This window comes from Robinsoniella sp. RHS (assembly GCF_001029355.1).
Taxonomy (GTDB): domain Bacteria; phylum Bacillota; class Clostridia; order Lachnospirales; family Lachnospiraceae; genus Robinsoniella; species Robinsoniella peoriensis.
Genome location: NZ_JNGB01000101.1, coordinates 1 through 18,188, shown reverse-complemented (window position 1 = coordinate 18,188; position 18,188 = coordinate 1). Strand labels below are relative to the sequence as shown.

11 protein-coding genes are annotated in these 18,188 nt (G+C 41.0%); 2 read left to right on the top strand and 9 right to left on the bottom strand.

The window, feature by feature from the left end:
• The 8 genes from gltB to argS form a co-directional block, all read right to left on the bottom strand.
• Positions 1-4,037, bottom strand: a 4,037-nt coding sequence (gene gltB, locus RHS_RS23635; RefSeq protein WP_047834544.1) for a glutamate synthase large subunit, incomplete at its 3' end; no start/stop codon positions are given.
• A gap of 415 nt (positions 4,038-4,452) precedes the next feature.
• Positions 4,453-5,085, bottom strand: coding sequence for a CPBP family intramembrane glutamic endopeptidase (locus tag RHS_RS23630; RefSeq protein WP_044293153.1), 633 nt, complete (start codon positions 5,083-5,085; stop codon positions 4,453-4,455).
• A gap of 81 nt (positions 5,086-5,166) precedes the next feature.
• Positions 5,167-6,126, bottom strand: a complete 960-nt coding sequence (locus RHS_RS23625; RefSeq protein ID WP_395023442.1) for an N-acetylmuramoyl-L-alanine amidase — start codon at positions 6,124-6,126, stop codon at positions 5,167-5,169.
• Between the two features lie 165 nt (positions 6,127-6,291).
• On the bottom strand, positions 6,292-7,344 hold the full coding sequence (locus RHS_RS23620; protein ID WP_047834543.1) for a hypothetical protein: 1,053 nt from the start codon (positions 7,342-7,344) through the stop codon (positions 6,292-6,294).
• Positions 7,345-7,357: 13 nt separating this feature from the next.
• A complete protein-coding gene (locus RHS_RS23615) occupies positions 7,358-8,284 on the bottom strand; it encodes a YARHG domain-containing protein (protein WP_047834542.1) in 927 nt (308 codons plus the stop codon).
• Between the two features lie 49 nt (positions 8,285-8,333).
• Positions 8,334-11,177 carry a hypothetical protein gene (locus tag RHS_RS23610; RefSeq protein WP_047834541.1) on the bottom strand — a complete coding sequence of 948 codons (2,844 nt, stop codon included), beginning with the start codon at positions 11,175-11,177 and terminating at the stop codon, positions 8,334-8,336.
• Complete coding sequence (locus RHS_RS31795; RefSeq protein WP_395023444.1) at positions 11,174-12,802, bottom strand: serine/threonine protein kinase; 1,629 nt, start codon at positions 12,800-12,802, stop codon at positions 11,174-11,176. The genes RHS_RS23610 and RHS_RS31795 overlap by 4 nt, the downstream gene beginning before the upstream one ends.
• Before the next feature lie 245 nt (positions 12,803-13,047).
• On the bottom strand, positions 13,048-14,814 hold the full coding sequence (gene argS, locus RHS_RS23600) for an arginine--tRNA ligase (protein ID WP_047834540.1): 1,767 nt from the start codon (positions 14,812-14,814) through the stop codon (positions 13,048-13,050).
• 649 nt (positions 14,815-15,463) lie between these two features.
• Here argS and RHS_RS23585 point away from each other — a divergent pair.
• Positions 15,464-16,099: an LUD domain-containing protein gene (locus RHS_RS23585; RefSeq protein WP_047834538.1), complete on the top strand. Its 636-nt coding sequence runs from the start codon at positions 15,464-15,466 to the stop codon at positions 16,097-16,099.
• Between the two features lie 60 nt (positions 16,100-16,159).
• Positions 16,160-17,260, top strand: a complete 1,101-nt coding sequence (locus RHS_RS23580) for a histidinol-phosphate transaminase (RefSeq protein WP_047834537.1) — start codon at positions 16,160-16,162, stop codon at positions 17,258-17,260.
• Positions 17,261-17,447: 187 nt separating this feature from the next.
• Here RHS_RS23580 and RHS_RS23575 read toward each other — a convergent pair whose 3' ends face one another.
• The gene (locus tag RHS_RS23575) at positions 17,448-17,942 is read right to left on the bottom strand and encodes a DUF5626 family protein (RefSeq protein ID WP_156042846.1); all 495 of its coding nucleotides are present in this window, start codon (positions 17,940-17,942) and stop codon (positions 17,448-17,450) included.
• Positions 17,943-18,188: the final 246 nt, after the last annotated feature.

Genomic DNA, 18,188 nt, shown 5'->3' with positions numbered 1-18,188 from the left:
ATAATATTTTCGTCCTGTTTAAACTTCGCACTCTTAGGAGGATATACAATCAACTTGCCGCCGGACAGCCCTTTGCCAAAATAATCGTTACTGTCACCTACCAGTTCCAGGGTAAGCCCCTTTGGTATAAATGCCCCAAAGCTCTGTCCCCCTGCTCCATTACATTTCACGGTGTAGGTGTCTTCCTCCAGTCCTTCCGGATACATTTTCGTGATTTCAGAACCAAATATCGTACCAAAAGAGCGGTCTGTATTGATTACATCTACTTCAATGCTTCTCTTCTGCTTATTCGAAAGCGCTCCATTTAATTTTTTTACCAGAATTTTCTCATCCGCTGTTTTCTCCAGTTCAAAATTGTAAACCTGAGCCGGGTCAAAGGTCACTTTCATTCCCTCTTTTACAAAGGGGTTATTGATAATTGCGCTTAAATCCACTTTGGAAGCTTTTTTATTAGCGATGTCTGCTTTTCGTTTTAACAAATCTGATCTTCCTACCAGTTCATCTATAGTACGAACACCCAGTTTCGCCATATACTCCCGCAGTTCCTCCGCAATAAATTTCATAAAATTCATGACATATTCCGGTTTTCCGCGGAAACGCTTACGAAGCTCCGGATTCTGGGTTGCCACTCCTACCGGGCAGGTATCCAGATTACATACCCGCATCATGACGCATCCCATGGTTACCAGCGGTGCTGTAGCAAATCCATATTCTTCCGCACCTAAGAGTGCCGCAATCGCCACATCTCTTCCGCTCATGAGTTTACCGTCTGTTTCGATCACTACTTTATTACGCAAGCCGTTCATAATCAATGTCTGATGAGTCTCAGCAAGACCTAATTCCCAAGGCAGTCCGGCATTGTGAATAGAACTTCTGGGTGCAGCACCGGTACCTCCATCATACCCGGAGATCAGAATTACCTGGGCACCTGCTTTTGCCACACCTGCCGCAACGGTACCTACTCCTGCTTCCGCTACCAGTTTTACCGAAATTCTGGCTTCTTTATTTGCATTTTTACAGTCGTAGATCAGCTGTGCCAGATCTTCGATGGAATAGATATCATGATGAGGGGGCGGCGATATCAGGCTGACACCCGGTGTGGAATGTCTGGTCTTAGCAACCCATGGGTAGACCTTCTGTCCCGGTAAATGTCCTCCTTCTCCCGGTTTTGCTCCCTGAGCCATTTTAATCTGAATTTCTTTTGCACTTACCAGGTATTTACTGGTGACTCCAAATCTACCGCTGGCAACCTGCTTAATCGCGGAACAACGGTTCATGCCGTCTTTCCCCGTTTTCAAACGTTCGTCGCTCTCACCGCCTTCACCACTGTTGGATTTTCCATGCAGACGGTTCATGGCAATCGCCAGTGTCTCATGTGCTTCCTGAGAAATAGATCCGTATGACATGGCTCCGGTCTTGAATCTCTGAACAATGGAATCCACACTTTCTACCTCTTCAAGGGGTATGCCATTTTCCGGATATTTAAAATCTAAAAGACTCCTCAGATAGCCCGATTCTTCCTGATCCACCATCTGTGTATACTGTTTAAATAACTCGTAGCTGCCCAGTTTTGTGGATTCCTGAAGGAGATGGATCGTTCTGGGATTGTAACGGTGCTCTTCTCCCTGGCTTCTCATTTTATGTCTTCCAATGCTGTCCAGTGTCAGGTCCACTCCAAGTCCCAGCGGATCAAATGCAGCCGAATGCAGCTCATCCATATCTTTGGCAATGTCCTCCAGGGTAATTCCGCCGATCCTGCTGACCGTATTGGTAAAATATTTTTCCACTACATCCGGGTCAATTCCCACTGCTTCAAAAATCTGTGACCCCTGATAGGATTGAATTGTGGAAATACCCATTTTAGAAGCAATCTTCACAATACCATGCAGTACGGCATTGTTGTAATCATCTACCGCCGCATAATAATCTTTGTCAAGCATCTGGCAGTCAATCAGCTGGCGGATCGTTTCCTGTGCCAGGTAAGGATTAATTGCACAGGCTCCATATCCCAGCAGTGTTGCAAAGTGATGTACTTCTCTTGGCTCTCCCGATTCCAGAACAATCGCAAGTGAGGTTCTTTTTTTCGTCTTCACCAAATGCTGGTGCACCGCGGATACCGCAAGCAGCGAAGGTATGGGAACATGATTTTCATCTACTCCCCGGTCAGACAGAACCAGAATATTTGCACCATCCCGATGGGCCTTATCCACTTCCACAAACAGCCGCTCAATTGCTCTGACAATACTGGTGCTTTTATAATATGTGATAGGTACTTCCGCTGCCTGAAAGCCTTCTACCTTCATGTTTTTAATTTTCATCATATCCGTATTGGTTAAAATCGGGTTTTGGACTTTGAGCACCTGGCAGTTCACCGCCTGCTCTTTTAACAGATTTCCATCCTTCCCCACATAAACCGTAGTAGATGTTACGACTTCCTCGCGTATTGCATCAATGGGAGGATTGGTTACCTGGGCAAACAGCTGTTTAAAATAGTTAAATAATGGCTGGTGCTCTTCTGATAGAACAGCAATCGGTGTATCCACGCCCATGGCTCCGATTCCTTCTGCACCATTTAAAGCCATGTTACAGATGGAAGTGCGGTATTCCTCATAGGTATAGCCAAATGCTTTTTGCAGTCTTGCCAATTCTTCCGCCTGGTACTCATGTGCCTTTGTATTTGGTATCTTCAGGTCACGCAGCTGTACCAGATAACTGTCAATCCATTCGCCATAGGGCTGGCTTTTTGCATAGCGTTCTTTTAAGGTATCATCATCCACCACTTCACCTTTTACGGTATCAACCAGAAGCATTTTTCCCGGATGCAGTCGTTCTTTTAATACAATTTTTGCGGGATCAATGTTCAGAACGCCAACTTCGGAAGATAAGATCATATATCCATCATCCGTAATATAATAACGGGAAGGCCGTAATCCATTGCGGTCAAGCACTGCCCCCATAATATCCCCATCACTGAAAAGAATGGATGCCGGCCCGTCCCAGGGTTCCATCATAGTAGCATAGTACTGATAGAAATCCTTCTTAGACTGTGTCATGTTCCGGTTATTATCCCAGGGTTCCGGGATCATAATCATAACAGCCAGCGGCAGATCCATACCGCTCATAACCAGGAATTCCAGCGTATTATCCAGCATCGCCGAATCAGACCCCTGTGTATTTACAACAGGAAGAACCTTATGTAATTCATCCTGTAAATGCGGGGATACCATTGTCTCTTCTCTTGCCAGCATCTTATCCGCATTACCTCTGATCGTATTAATTTCACCATTATGCACAATGAAACGGTTCGGATGGGCTCTTTGCCAGCTGGGATTGGTGTTCGTACTGAATCTGGAGTGTACGGTAGCAATCGCAGATTCATAGTCCGGGGACTGAAGATCTGCAAAGAAAGTACGAAGCTGGCCAACCAGAAACATCCCTTTATACACGATGGTCCTGCTGGAAAGAGATACCACATAGGTATTATCATTACTCTGTTCAAATACACGGCGCGCTACATAAAGCCTTCTGTCAAAGTCCAGACCTTTCTTTACATCATTTGGTTTTTTGATAAATGCCTGCATAATACAGGGCATACATTCCAATGCTTTGTGTCCCAATACCTCCGGAACAGTAGGTACCGCCCTCCATCCCAGAAGTTCCAGTCCCTCCTTTTCCACAATGATTTCAAACATCTTTTTTGCCTGATTTCTCTTTAATTCATCTTGTGGAAAGAAAAACATTCCAATTCCATATTCTCTCTCAGAACCTAAAAAGATGCCGAGGGATTTGCAGGTTTTCGAAAAGAATTTGTGAGAAATCTGTAATAGGATTCCTACACCGTCACCTGTTTTTCCTTCGGCATCTTTGCCAGCTCTATGTTCTAAATTTTCTACAATCTTTAATGCATTCTCTACGGTCTCATGGGTCTTCACACCTTTGATATTCACAACGGCGCCTATGCCGCAGTTATCGTGTTCAAACGTCTGTCTGTACAGCCCGTTACACCCGGATCGCAATATTCGATTTTGTGTCGTCATATTATCGTTCCTTTCTCTCGTTTTTCTCTGAACATAATATACACCTATTTTTTTCATCTGTAAACCATTAATTTTTGCGTTATTGTCAGATTATTCGTCTTTTTCATAAACCCAGTCATTATTATCAGATTATTTTTGCTAATACTTTATTTTTGCTGCTCCCCCAAAAACATTAGGCAGGGTATCATTAAAGATTTTTACCAAATATTTTTTTGAAATCTGACTCTAAATTCCCGCAAGAACTATATTGTCTTAATTTTATATATATTGTAAGGATGTTTTTGAAGACTAATACTACCGCGAACAATTTCATCAAGTTGGGTTTAGCTATGAAAGGGGACGCCTTGAAGCTGGAGATAGTGTTCGAAAAGAGAAGGGGACGGACCATGGCATCTTTCTCAGCGCCCCCCCCAATTTACAGGAATGCGCTGAATAACACGGAGGATAAATTAACCGCAATATGAAAGACAATTGGTGCCTTAATGGTTCCCCATTTTTCATAAACCCATATCAGCAGAAGTGCCATGGGCAGAGCAAACAAAAACTGAATCATATTTCCATGATAAATCGCGAATATAAAGGCTCCCAGAAATACTGCCATTTTTTTGGATCTGACAAACCGTTTTAAACGCTTATACACCAACCCTCGAAACAGGTACTCTTCCATAATTGGCACCAGAATCCCGACACCAATGATCTGTATCCAAAGACCGCTTCCAAACAATGCCTCCTGAGCTGCATTAGAGAATACTCTATCCACCTGTATCAGGTTAATCAGATAGGATAAAATCTGATTGCTGAATACTGCCATCAGAATAATCAGCAGATAAGTCCATACTGGCTTGTGATCCGGATTATCCTTATTCCGTCCATAAAGCTGTCCATCCTTCCAATATAGAAAACAAACCACAGGAAGAACAATCAGCGCCGACAGCGTTGTCAGCAGTGCTGAATCAAATCTGCTTCCAAACACAGTCACCACGCCTGCGGACGCCAAAAAATGAATCAAAATCGGAATAAGAACTCCGGTAACATTTTCAAATATCATACATACACCTCCGGCTTATTGCAGTTTCCTTTGTTACTCCAGTGTGTGTGCTGATACTCTGGAGCCTGTTTTAAACTCGCCCTATCTTCCAAAATAATCATCAATGCCATTGGCAATCCCCTGTACCATAACGTCCTGGTTAGCAGCATCTGCCATATATGCATCATCTCCCGGATTTGTCATAAATCCCATTTCCAGTATCGTAACCGGTACCTGGCTCCAGTTAATGCCTGTCATCTCATCCTCTGCCAGAATGCCCCGGTTAATCAGCCCTGTGGCTTCACAATAGCGGTCAATCAGACATTGGGACAAACGCATACATTCTTCTGATATGCTTCCCACATACGGATTTGACTGTGTCGGCGCCATGGTAAGTGCACCGGCAACACTGCTGTCCTCAGATCCATTTGCATGAATACGCACCAGAATATCCGCTCCCGCCTCATTGGCAATCGTTGCCCTGTCAATATTTCCCAGATCCACTTCATGGGTTGTCCTTGTCATTACCACCTGATAACCACGTTTTTCCAGCTCAGACTGAAGTTTCAAAGATACGTCCAGATTCAATTCATATTCATCCAGGCCGGATACACTTCCTGTGGTACCGGTAGCAAGACGTGCTTTCATCACCTCAGAGCCAGGACCGTTTGCTTCCGTCCTGCTCATATCCTGTCCCGGTCCCTGATGTCCTGCATCTACAGCAACAATCGGTCCCTGAGCCTTTGTCTCTTCGGTTTCCTTAATATTGGCATTACTATCGTTCTTTTCCGTATTTTCTGACTCCTTTAGTTCCGTTACTGCCTGATTTTCAGACTCTTTCTCTGACTTTTTCTGATTTGAATTCGTCTGATTTTCATTTTCCGTTCCTGTCTCCTTTGCGTTCATACTGCCACTCAAAGATTCCGTTATAGTTTCCGTTACAGTTTCCGTTACAGTCTCTCCTTTATTCGTATTTTCACCGTTACCAGAAAACGTACAACCGGTTGTCAATAACACAATAACCATCGCTGCTCCCATACATTTCACTAAATTTCTATGCATTTTTCGTTCCTTTCTCCAGAGACTGTTAATAATTCTCATATAATTTCACATTTTTCAGTTCATTACATAAGGGCTAGTATTTTATCATTTCCAGGTTCTGTTTTTCCTTTTTATGGATATAAAACAGAAGTTGAAAATATTTAAAATACCAGCCCAAAGCGTGTTTTAAAATAAATTAGGAATCTCCATTGATTTCAAATAGCACTTTCCACCTTGATAAATAAAATAGAATTTTACCTCTTTGGCATAAGACTGGGACTCTTCTGTTTCAGTGTCCCCATCTTCACCTTCCGTAATACGGTTACCGGTATATTTACAATTATATTTTGTCTTAACTTCAATTCCAATATAACTTTCATCCTTAGCCTCCGGATAATATGGCTCACCGTAAGTACTGCTAAACCCGCTGAATTCCAGATGCTTAATCACAAGACCCGGATCCGAAAACAGATTTCCGGTAACTGTCTTCAGTAAAGTCTCTTTATCCTGCACTTTATCAAAGGTGCTGCCGAGAGCCTGAACCGTCTGCTTTTGAACTGCCGCTGAAAAAAATTCTTTCAGCGCCTGCTTCCCCAGCTCCTGCATCTGAGTCTTTGCATTTTCACTAAGCTTACATTCACCTCTGACATCTATGGTACTTGAATCCTGGTCCGGCTTCCATTTCGTCTCATAGATCTCAAACGGCAGTCCTGTTACCTTTAATTGGTATTCCTTTTTTTCAAGGTATGGTAACACATATGATTTAGCTCCCGCTGTCATTTTCTCATCTTCTATAACCAGACTACTGTCCAGCGTCTTATGATCCAACATAACTTTAGAATCCACAGGTACTGTAATCTTTACATTCTTTGCCTCGTCAACATGGTCATTACATACCCAGCGTTCAAACATACCGTATCTTTTTTTATCCTGACGTATAAGATCTACTGTTTCTGTTATGGGGTCTTTACTGTCTTTCGGAGTATAGGTGAAGGTAAAAGTCTGTACAATTTTACCCTCTTCACTTAGATTACGTTCTCCGGACTGTACGGTATAAGTTTCAATATTCTTTTCATTTTTAATGTAGCGCTCTGCACTTTTCTGCGGATTGCTATCATAGGTTCCCTGATATACAAATGCTGCTGCCGCTGACAGAACGCCGGCACAAACTAACCATGCCGTAAGTATTCTTTTATTCTTCCGATGCTTCCGCCATTTGTACTGCTGCTGCTTGTCCATTACTTTTCCTCCTCTATCTCTTTTCTTCATAGGCAAGAATTACTTTCAGATTTTTCTTTTCAAAATCATTCAGTAAGTCCATAGAGTCAAAAGTTTCCGGATCATAAGTTGGAACATACCAGGTTTTCGTATTAAAGTAATCAGTCCATTCCTGTTTGGTAAATTTACGTCCATGGCGTGCAAATATCTCATTTCTGGCTATTGCAATTTCCCTGTCAGTCATATTGTATAATTCATTTTCTGTAATATATCTGGTTGCCGTATCCGGGAAGAAATAGGTATCATCCCAGGCTGCAGGCGGCGCTTCTGTCTGTGGCGGATCTGTCTGCGGCGGATCCGTTTGCGGTGCATCCGTTTGCGGTGCATCCGTTTGTGGTGGATTTGTCTGCGGAGCTTCTGTCTGCGGTGGATCTGTCTGCGGTGGATTTGTCTGTGGAGCCTCCGTCTGCGGCGTACTGGCAGGAGGAGTTTCCCAATTACCATTCTGTGAATTCCCACTTCCGTCTGTTCCTCCGTTAGAATCAGAATTTCCATTATAATCCGAAGTTCCATTGTAACCCGAACCGTTGGATCCATTACCCGATGAGCTGCTGTCACCATTATCAGAACTTCCGGTATTTTCACTTCCAGTACCGGAAGTTTCCCCTCCGGTCTTTTCCCCATCTGTTTTCTTATCAGTCTCTTTTTCTGTACCTGTTTTTTCTTCCGGTACAATAAAAGAATCTTTGCTCTTGGCGATAAGCTCTGTTTCCTTATCACTATTGGTTTGCTGAATCTCTGATGATTTTTCGGTAACATCACTTTTTTCAATTTTTGTATTTAAAAATGCCAGTCCGGAATCTACCAGAAAAAATGATCCTGCAGATATCGCACAGGTACCGACTACAACTCCAGCTGCCGTTAGTATCTTTTTAACGACCTTTTTTCTTTCGTCATGCATTTTATTCTCACCTCTTGAAGAAAATAATAGCATACCATAAGTAAAAAGTCTATTCTTTTGAACGTCTTCTTCCCCATCTTCGATAAGAAAAAGCTCCAATTAAGGCTCCGGAGATTATCATAAGTGCTTTGATTCCAAAATGAACATATCCGGTTCCCTTCTTCTTATCCTCTCCTTTGAACTCATTCTTCATATTTTTCTTGTCTCCACTTTCCTCATCATTCATATCCTCCTGCTTCCCTTCCTGATTTATAACCTCCGGTATGGTAAATGTTTCTTTTCCCATTATTTCTTTATCTCCTTTCCCGAATAATTTCTTTTCCTTAAAATGTTCCAGAGACTGCGGAACAGCAATCCTTCCATTATCTGTTTTACTAATACAAAAAGCTATCTTCTTTTTTGCTTCGTTCCCCGCCTTATCGATAGCCAGAACCTCCAAATCACGCCATTTATCCTTCTGCAGGATAGTAAAAGAAGTCTCCTGATTTAAACTGCTTTTGATTAAGTCACCGTCCAAATAAACCAGCATCTTCTGAAGGGCTGCATTATCCCTGGCATCTATGACAACATCTCTGACCTCCTCCGGATAAAATGATTTATCATCCAGTCCGGCGATCATGATAGACGGAGGTGTTTTGTCTATTACAAACTCTATATATTTTTTCTGCAGTTTATTATCACCTACATTACCTGCCATATCTATAGAATTTAGAGAAACTGCATAGGCTCCTTCCTCCTGGAAATTTTTTGCCGGTATTATATAACGGTACTCCTTATACCCATACTTCCCTTCTATTTTTTTAACCAGATACTCTTTATCCCGATTTAATATCCGAAGTTCCCCATCCCGCGTAATCGTCAACTGCGCCTCTTCAAGCTTATCTACATTCACTTCCCTAATTTCCACATCAAAAGGTTTTCTGCAGTAATAATTATCCATCTGTTCCCTGGTTTCCTTCCCCAACGTATATACTGACCCAAACCGGTTTACCGAAAATTGAATTTCCCTGGCCGCTATATTACCAGCCTGGTCACCCGCTGATATATAAAGCACATAATAGTCATCCCATTCTTTCTTCTCAGGTATCTGTTCAAAAATTAACAGTTCTCCTCTATCTAACTTTTTTCTTTCGTATTTTAACTTCTTTTCCCCGTTCTTTTCTCCTATGAGTACTGTCTCCAGACTGCCTTTCCAATAATAATCATCCTCACATTGGATACGAAGCTCTAACACCCCACTGTTGGCACTTAGATCCGACACACCATCAACGGTTATTCGTGGAGTTGTCTTATCAATCAAAATAGTATTTCCACCAAAGAACGATGCATTTCCAACGTTGTCTTCCACTCTCACAAATACCTGATATTCACCCTCCTTAACCAGCTCAGCGCTGATCCCAGTTCTCCATAAACTTTTTTGGCTTTCATAACTTTCTTGTATACCAGATAACTTCTGGCGACTCCCCTCTGTAATCTCCGATATCCAATACTGAACCGAGCGGATACCTGCATGTACATCTAAATATCCGGTAAACTTTAATCTTACGTTGCCATTAAAGAACGCTCTTTCACCCGTACCTGACGAAAGTTTTTTTTCATTTGCCAAAATGGTCAATCCTGTTGGGGGCTGGTCATCAACTTCATAGGTTACACTCTGTTTTCCAGACTGGGCTAATAATTTTCCTGTTTCATCTCTTCTCTCCAATTCAAAAGAAAATACCCCATTTTCCTTCAGCTCATTACTTATGATTACCTGATTATATCCCGCTCTCTCATTCGGAATAATCTTAAGGCGCATTCCCTTTTTTACTAATATTTTGCCATCCCCATTTCGCAAAAATCCTTCCTGGGATTCCGGAAGAACCTGATAGTCCTTTATTTCGCTCACACTGTTTTTCACAAGCGTAACGCTTCCCGGATGATAAAGCGCCGAATCTTTTTGCAGGTCGTAACAATAATTATCCGTTGTATTTCCTGTAATATTGCCCTTTTTGTCTCTTTTTACAACCAATGCCCTGCCGTATTTCTTAAGTGCTCCCTGATCATACATAGGACTGTCAGGTTTTAATATCCGCTCATCTATGGTTATCCCGGGTTTTTGAAATCCTTTCGGGGACTCTTTCACTGCCTTCCCATTTTTCACAAACCCGCTTACCTTTACGATTTCATCCGGGCTTTCATCAAATTCCAGAAGTTGAATGTTGTTCTCTGAGAAGTACGGTTTTCTTCCCTCTGCAATTCTGATATTTAACACTCTGGGTACTATATGTACTTTTAAACTGTTTTTTTCAACCTTTACGGAATATTTTTCTGAATCCTTACCCGTCAGCTTACACGAGACTTCCACTTCCCAGGTTCCAACCCTTCTGTGCTTTGACTTACCTGCTAATAATACCTGCATTCCTTCAGGAAGGCCCCTCACATCCGCTTTTAGTTCTACCCGATCAGTATCATCAAATTCTCTGCTGTCACCCTTGTAAATCGTTTTTAAATTTTCTACGATAACTTCACGCGGTAATTCTGTTTCTGACTCTGTCTGGGTTTCTGATTGCGTCTCGGATTCCATCTCTGACTGGCTTTCCGATTGAGTTTCGGATTCCGTCTCTGTCTGGCTTTCCGAATGAGTTTCGGATTCCGTCTCTGTCTGGCTTTCCGATTGCGTCTCGGATTCCGTCTCTGTCTGGCTTTCCGATTGAATCTCGGATTCCGTCTCTGTCTGGCTTTCCGATTGAATCTCGGAACCCGTCTCTGATTGGGTTTCGGTTTGTCTTTCCGTCTGTACTTCCGATTTGATCCCGGTTTGAGTTTCGGATTTAATAAATGCTGCAGCTTTATTCCCCGCCTGCAAAAGAAAAACTGCCCCAATTAAAATACCTGTTTTAAAATATCTCATTCCTTTTCCCCTTCTTTCTTAAAATTATTATAAATTCTTTCTACACTTTCTATTGCCAGTTCTATATTTTTCAAAATATCCTTTTCTAAAACTTCTATCTCCTTACTTACCGGCCTGTTATCATTGATTTGCACTTTATCTTTTATCTCCAGTAAAATTTTATCTAAAACTGCTTTCTCCAATCCAGCCTGACAAAATCGATCGGCAAAATAATAGATCTGTGCCGAAATTTCCTCCCATAGCAGTAAATTTACTTTATCCGCATCCGTATCACTCTCCTGAATATCATAGATTTCCATCAAGTCTTTCCAGAATGTCAGATAGGAGATATTCTCTGTTTCATCCTCTCTCCTGTTTCGGATTCTGCTGTAATAGCTTCCTATCTTCGCTAAAACCGCTGCTCTTTTTCTCTGATTTTGTGTAATTCCTGTAATTTCTGTATTCCCTATACTTTCCGCAGCCTCCGCTATATTTAAAAACCATCTGGCTGCATAAGATTTTCCGCCGTCTCCCTCAAAGTAATACCAATATGCCATTCCCAGTTCATAAGAAACCCGAAGGAATGCTCCTTCATCTGTGCGCAAAGCTTCTTCATGACTCCTGGTATCTCCCTCTGACTTTTCTTTTAAAACCTTTCGCAGAAAGATATCCTCCTCTTCCGTCAGTATTGCGTCTTCCAAAAATATTTCAATTAATTGCTGGTATGCTTCTTCCCGAACGGGATTTAAGAATATTGCAGATTGGCAGTTTTTTTTCTGCTCTTCATAGACATTAAATTTAGCTTCTTTCAGATACTCCTCATATGATTGTTCCTTAGTTAATTCCCCCTGTTCCAGCTGTAACTGACTCCCTGCTGAAAATATTATAATAAACGCAGCAGCAACAAACAGGAACCTTGCTTTCCTCCACCACAAAATCCCCTGAAGTGCTCTTTCACAAGACTCTATCCCAGAAAACCTCTGAGTTCTGTCAAATCTCATACATTTGCAAATTATTTTTTTTAAACCAAAATACCCCGGGCACAATTTCCAATCCTCCTTGCCAATTCCGGACAGCAGCAGTTTTCCTGTAACCAGCTGGAATAAGGTCACTCCCAGGCTATATATATCGGCTCTGGTATCCACAACACATGTACCATCGTATTGTTCCGGCGCCGCATATCCTTTTGTCCCATAATGTCCCCCGTGATAACTACTTTCCTTAACGAAGGGTGAGACCGTACCAAAGTCTACTAAAACCAGACTTTTGTCAGCGCGGCATATCATATTGTCCGGTTTCAGATCTCCATAGACTACAGGCGGTTCCTGACTATGAAGGTAATGCAAAACCCTGCAAATCTGTATACCCCATATGACTGCCTGGCGAGGTTTCACTTTTCCTGTTTCTTTTAAAATATTTGCTACATTTCTCCCTTCCACATAATCCATTACAATCAATATCTCGGATTCTGTTTCAATTACATCGATAACTTCGGGCAGATTCGGATGGGAAAAATGCTTCCACAATTCCAGCTCCACTCCATCTCTGCCCTTCGCCACAATCTTTATTGCCCAAAACTTATACGCATTTTCATTCAACGCCAAAAAAACACTTCCCTCTCCTCCGGAACCCAAAGGTTTTAAGATCCTGTATTTGCCGTCAACTAAAGCCCCAATCTCCAGTTTTCCTCAACTCCTTTATTCTGTTGTACTGCTAAATGGAAATATAACGAAACGTTATTGAATTTATTTGATGCGGTAAGTACCGCGATTAGATTTTGTCATTCTACTACATTTATTTAAAAATGTCTAGTGGCAGTATGCACAAAGTTTACATAACACAGAATAAGTTTCAGAGCCTGTCCACAAGTTTTCAGACAGGCTCTGCTATTTTACATTCTCTCAGGTGCAGAAAATCCTAAGACATCAATACAGCTTTCCAGTACGTCTCTTGCCAGCAGAAGCAGCTGGATATAGCTTCCTTTTTGTTTCTCGTCCTCTTCTGACAAAATTTTTGTCTCATGATAAAAGCGGTTAAACGCATTTGCCAAATCATAGATATAAGAGCAGATCTTGTGGGGTGCGATTTCCTCAAATGCATTTTCCATTACATTGTTAAACTTGGATAATTCAAGCATCAGTGATTTTTCACTGTCGCTTACCGGTTCACCAATTGCATAGGCTCCTAATTTTCCCCCATTTTCCTGATATTTGTTCAGGATAGATTTTATACGAACAATGGTATAAAGGATATATGGGCCTGTATTTCCTTCGAATGATGTAAAACGATCCACATCAAATACGTAATCTTTTGAAGCCTGGTTGGATAAGTCTCCATATTTAACTGCGGACAGACCAACAATCTTAGCCGTCTTTCTGGCCTCTTCCGGATCAATTTCATGATTTTCTGTTATTTTACGGAACATTTCATCATTAATGCTGGTGATCAGGTTTTCCAGTCTCATAACGCCGCCTTCACGGGTCTTAAAAGGCTTACCATCTTTTCCGTTCATAGTACCAAAGCCTACAAAGGTCAGATCCGTATCGTCCTGAATAATCTTTGTCTTTCTTGCACAGCGAAATACCTGTGTGAAATATAACTCCTGGCGCTTGTCTACCACATAAATAATATGATCCGGATGATATAGCTTCATACGTTCTACAATTGTAGCCAGGTCAGTTGTATTATAAAGAGACGCTCCATCTGATTTTAATATCATACATGGCGGAATCTCTTTGGTATCTGTTTCTTCTTTGACATCTACTACCAACGCACCGTCATCAATATGCGCATATCCATTTTCTTTCATATACTGAACCATGTCCGGAATGTAAGGCTGAGCATCAGACTCGCCTTTCCATAAATCAAAATGAACATTTAAATTTTCATAATTTCTCTTCAAGTCCGTAACAGATACCTCCAGGATATGTTTTAAGATCCCCTGGTATCCCCGGTGCCCTTGCTGAAGCAGATAAGTTGCCTGCATTGCTTCCTCTTTATATTCCGGGTGTTCTTTTGAATAAGTACTTGCCGCAGGATAAATTTCTTCCAATTCAGAAATGGTAAATGGTGCTTGTGCAGGATACTCACCGGTAAAGTTTTCATCAAAATACACCAGTTCCGGTTTTCTCTTCTTGAGTTCTGTTATAATCAGTCCCATCTGAAGCCCCCAGTCACCAAGATGTACATCTCCGATCATTTCGTGTCCCAGGAACTTTCCCATTCGCTTAATGCTTTCCCCGATAATGGCAGAACGCAGATGACCTACGTGAAGTGGTTTTGCAACATTTGGACCGCCGTAATCAATAATAATTTTCTTTGGCTCTTTCGTCTTTTCTATGGATAAATATTCATCTGCCTGCATTTCTCTCATATACGCAGCCAGATATTCTTTTGTCAATTTCAAATTAATAAAACCCGGATTCACCGCATTTACTTCTTCAAACACTTCACTTTTTGCCAGCTTCTCCACAACTCCGTTGGCAATCATAATCGGCGCTTTCTTATACACTTTAGCAGCTGCCATTGCTCCGTTACACTGGTATTCGCACAGATCCGGACGATTAGAGATGGTTACTTTTGCATAAGATGCATCATATCCTGCCTCGGTAAAAGCGACTGTCATTTCATCCGTAATCATATCAATAATTTTTTTCATATTTATACCTATTGCATATTACAGGCTTGCCTGCAATACTGCCACAATAAAACAGGTTGAAAGAATCACACCGTGGCATCCTTTCTATATCATAATTTTCTTTCAACCTTATACCTATTTTATAATTTTCTTTCAACCTTTCGAACATCCATATCTCAAGCTTGCTTGCGATATTGTCCAAATAAGCAGTATGAACTTGTTTACACTTTAAAAGTGTTTTTCTTTCACACTTTGACCGCACGAATATCGTAAGCCTGCTTACAATATTCATTGCACGCAAAACAGCCGTTCAAACGGCTGCCTCTGCAAATTGTCTCTTTGATACATTATACTTTGTGTTTCTGTTATTTTCAACTTCTTTTTCAAATAGATGTTACAGTGCACCTATCCTTGTAAAGTCGCCTTCGGCGAGGGACGGATACCCTGAGACCATCACTTTGCCAGCTCCGATGCCATGCAGCGCTGATCACGGCACGGTTTGAACAGTAACAAATAGATCCTTTCAAAAAGAATCTCCTTAATAACTCCTTTACAAGGTGCTGATCCCACCGTATAATTTATATAAGTCTTATCATAACATATAATTATAGGAATTGCAGTAACAATTAGCTGCAGATTGATCCCTACACCAGAAAGGAGATTGAAATTCATGACACCTATGCAGGAATTCTATGAAAAACAGGCTTCAATCATTATTAAGAACCTGGAAAAACGAAATATGGAGGGTTACTACTGCCCTGACAGCAAAAGCGCAGTTAAAAAGGCAATGAGTTTCTTACCGGATTGTGCTGTTGTATCCTGGGGAGGTTCTATGACACTGACTGAATGCGGGATGATGGATGCCCTGAAAGCCTCCGGTCTGACACTGATTGACCGTTCACAGGCTGTAACACCCGAAGAAACCAAAGCCATGTATCGTCAGGCATTGAGTGCAGATTATTATTATATGAGCTCCAATGCCATCACGCTGGACGGTAAACTGGTCAACATCGATGGTACCGGAAACCGGGTTGCCGCCCTGACTTATGGACCTGACCATGTTATATTACTGGTGGGCATGAATAAAGCTGCCAAAGACGAGGCAAGTGCCCTGGAACGTATACATACCCAAGCCGCACCGCCAAACGCAATGCGTCTGAAAATGAAAACCCCCTGCGGACTGACTGGCGTCTGTTCAGACTGTACTTCTAAGGAATGTATCTGCAGTCAGACACTGATTATTCGCTATAATCGATTCAAAGGGCGTATTAAAGTAATCCTGATTGGAGAAAATCTTGGTTATTGATGTTTCATACCGGATTTAATCATAAAACATTCAGATATGCCAAAGGAAAGGATGAACACTATGCTAACCCCCGCAGACCATTTTCATGGAAGTGACTTAGAAACAATTGAATATGCCTATAGCATTAAAAAAGAAAACATTACCAGTTTTAGCGCCAATGTAAACCCCCTGGGAGTTTCGCCCAAGCTGCGCCAGACTCTGGCCGCCCACATAGATGTTATTACCACTTATCCGGATCGGGAATATACCGCACTTCGCAGGGCCATCGGAACCTATGCAGGCTGTGATCCGGATCACATCATCGTTGGAAATGGTTCAACGGAATTAATCTCCCTGATGATACAGATACGGCATCCGAAAAAAGCGATGATTCTGGGGCCCACTTATTCCGAATATGAACGTGAAATCTCTCTGGACGGCGGTATCTCCCTCTACTATCCACTGAAAGAATCCAATGATTTTCAGATGCAGGCGGATGACCTGATGAATAAATTAAATGAACAGATTGACCTGCTGATTTTATGTAATCCCAATAATCCTACCTCTACATCAATCTGCCGCAATGATATGCGTAAAATTCTAGACTGTTGTAAACAGAATAATATCTTCGTTATGGTGGATGAAACATATGTAGAATTTGTACCGGATCATTTGGAAATTACCAGCGTTCCACTGACCGATTATTACAATAACATTGTAATATTGAGGGGCATTTCCAAATTCTTTGCTGCTCCCGGCCTTCGTCTCGGATATGCCATAACGGGCAACCTGGATCTTATCAAAGAAGTTAGCAAAAAGAAAAATCCCTGGACAATCAATAGCCTTGCAGAGGCTGCGGGAAAACTGATGTTTTCTGATACGGAATATATTTCAGCTTCAAAAAAACTTATCTTTTCAGAACGGGACAATATTGTTCATGAGCTATCTCTCATAAACGGAATTAAAGCTTATCCGCCCACTGCAAACTTTATACTGGTCCGTATATTGAAAAATGGCATAACCTCAAAGGATGTCTTTGAGTATGCCATTCGCAGAGGACTTATGATCCGGGACTGTTCTACATTTCCATTTTTGGGAAATCAGTATTTCCGGTTTTGTTTTATGTCAGCAGTAAAAAACAGAGAACTGCTTATGTGTATACATGAACTATTTGATGATTAGTATACATTAAACCTACACACAAAGGGGCTGTCTAATTTCCCGATAGCCCCTTTTTCTATCTTTATCATCTATTTTCTATTTGCTAAATATTTTCTTAACAAATAAATGATATAGATTAGTAACAAAAGCTTTATTATACCCCAAATTCCAATTAAAATAGTCAATAATTTTCCCTCATTTTATAATTTTAAAATGTATTTGACACCGTTACATCATTTCCACTTCCAGTTGCCGTAGCTCTTAAATACCCTGAAAAAGAAATAACCCCATCCCAAGACTGTACCCCAAGTCTATACTGTCCATATGTAGAAGTCTTAGTTAAACTTTCACTCGTAACATTGCATCCGATAGTTGTATAGCCTTCATCCCATACTGTAGTTACCTTATTATTGGTTAATTGTACGGTAAACCAACAGTTAAATAAGACTGCTGTATATGAAATTTTCCATGCATTTGTAGCTCTTGTAGTAGAAGGCTCGATTTTAATCGTATACGCTTCCCCCCTTTCATTAATTCCTGTATATTCTTGCACCGGATTTATATTCAAATCTTTAAAAACAATTTGTTCTTCCTCTACATTACCAGTCTTATCTGATGCAAATACGTTCATTGAAAAAGTCAATAGTAGAATTAATGTTAATAGTAATGATAAACCTCTAAATTTCTTTTTTTTCCACATCATTTTATCTCCTTTAACTTTGTTAGTTGTTACAAAATCATAGTTCATATAGATATCGTACGTTGAATAAAAATTACTGATCATTAACATTTACCACTATAATAATAGTCGACTATTTTTATAGTCATATAATAACATAGTTATACTCCTGTGTCAAGTTTTATAATAAAAATATATACTCTACTTATGGTTCAATACTTAACAGCGATAACTCAAATTTTGGTATTCGCAACTTTTGATATAAATCGA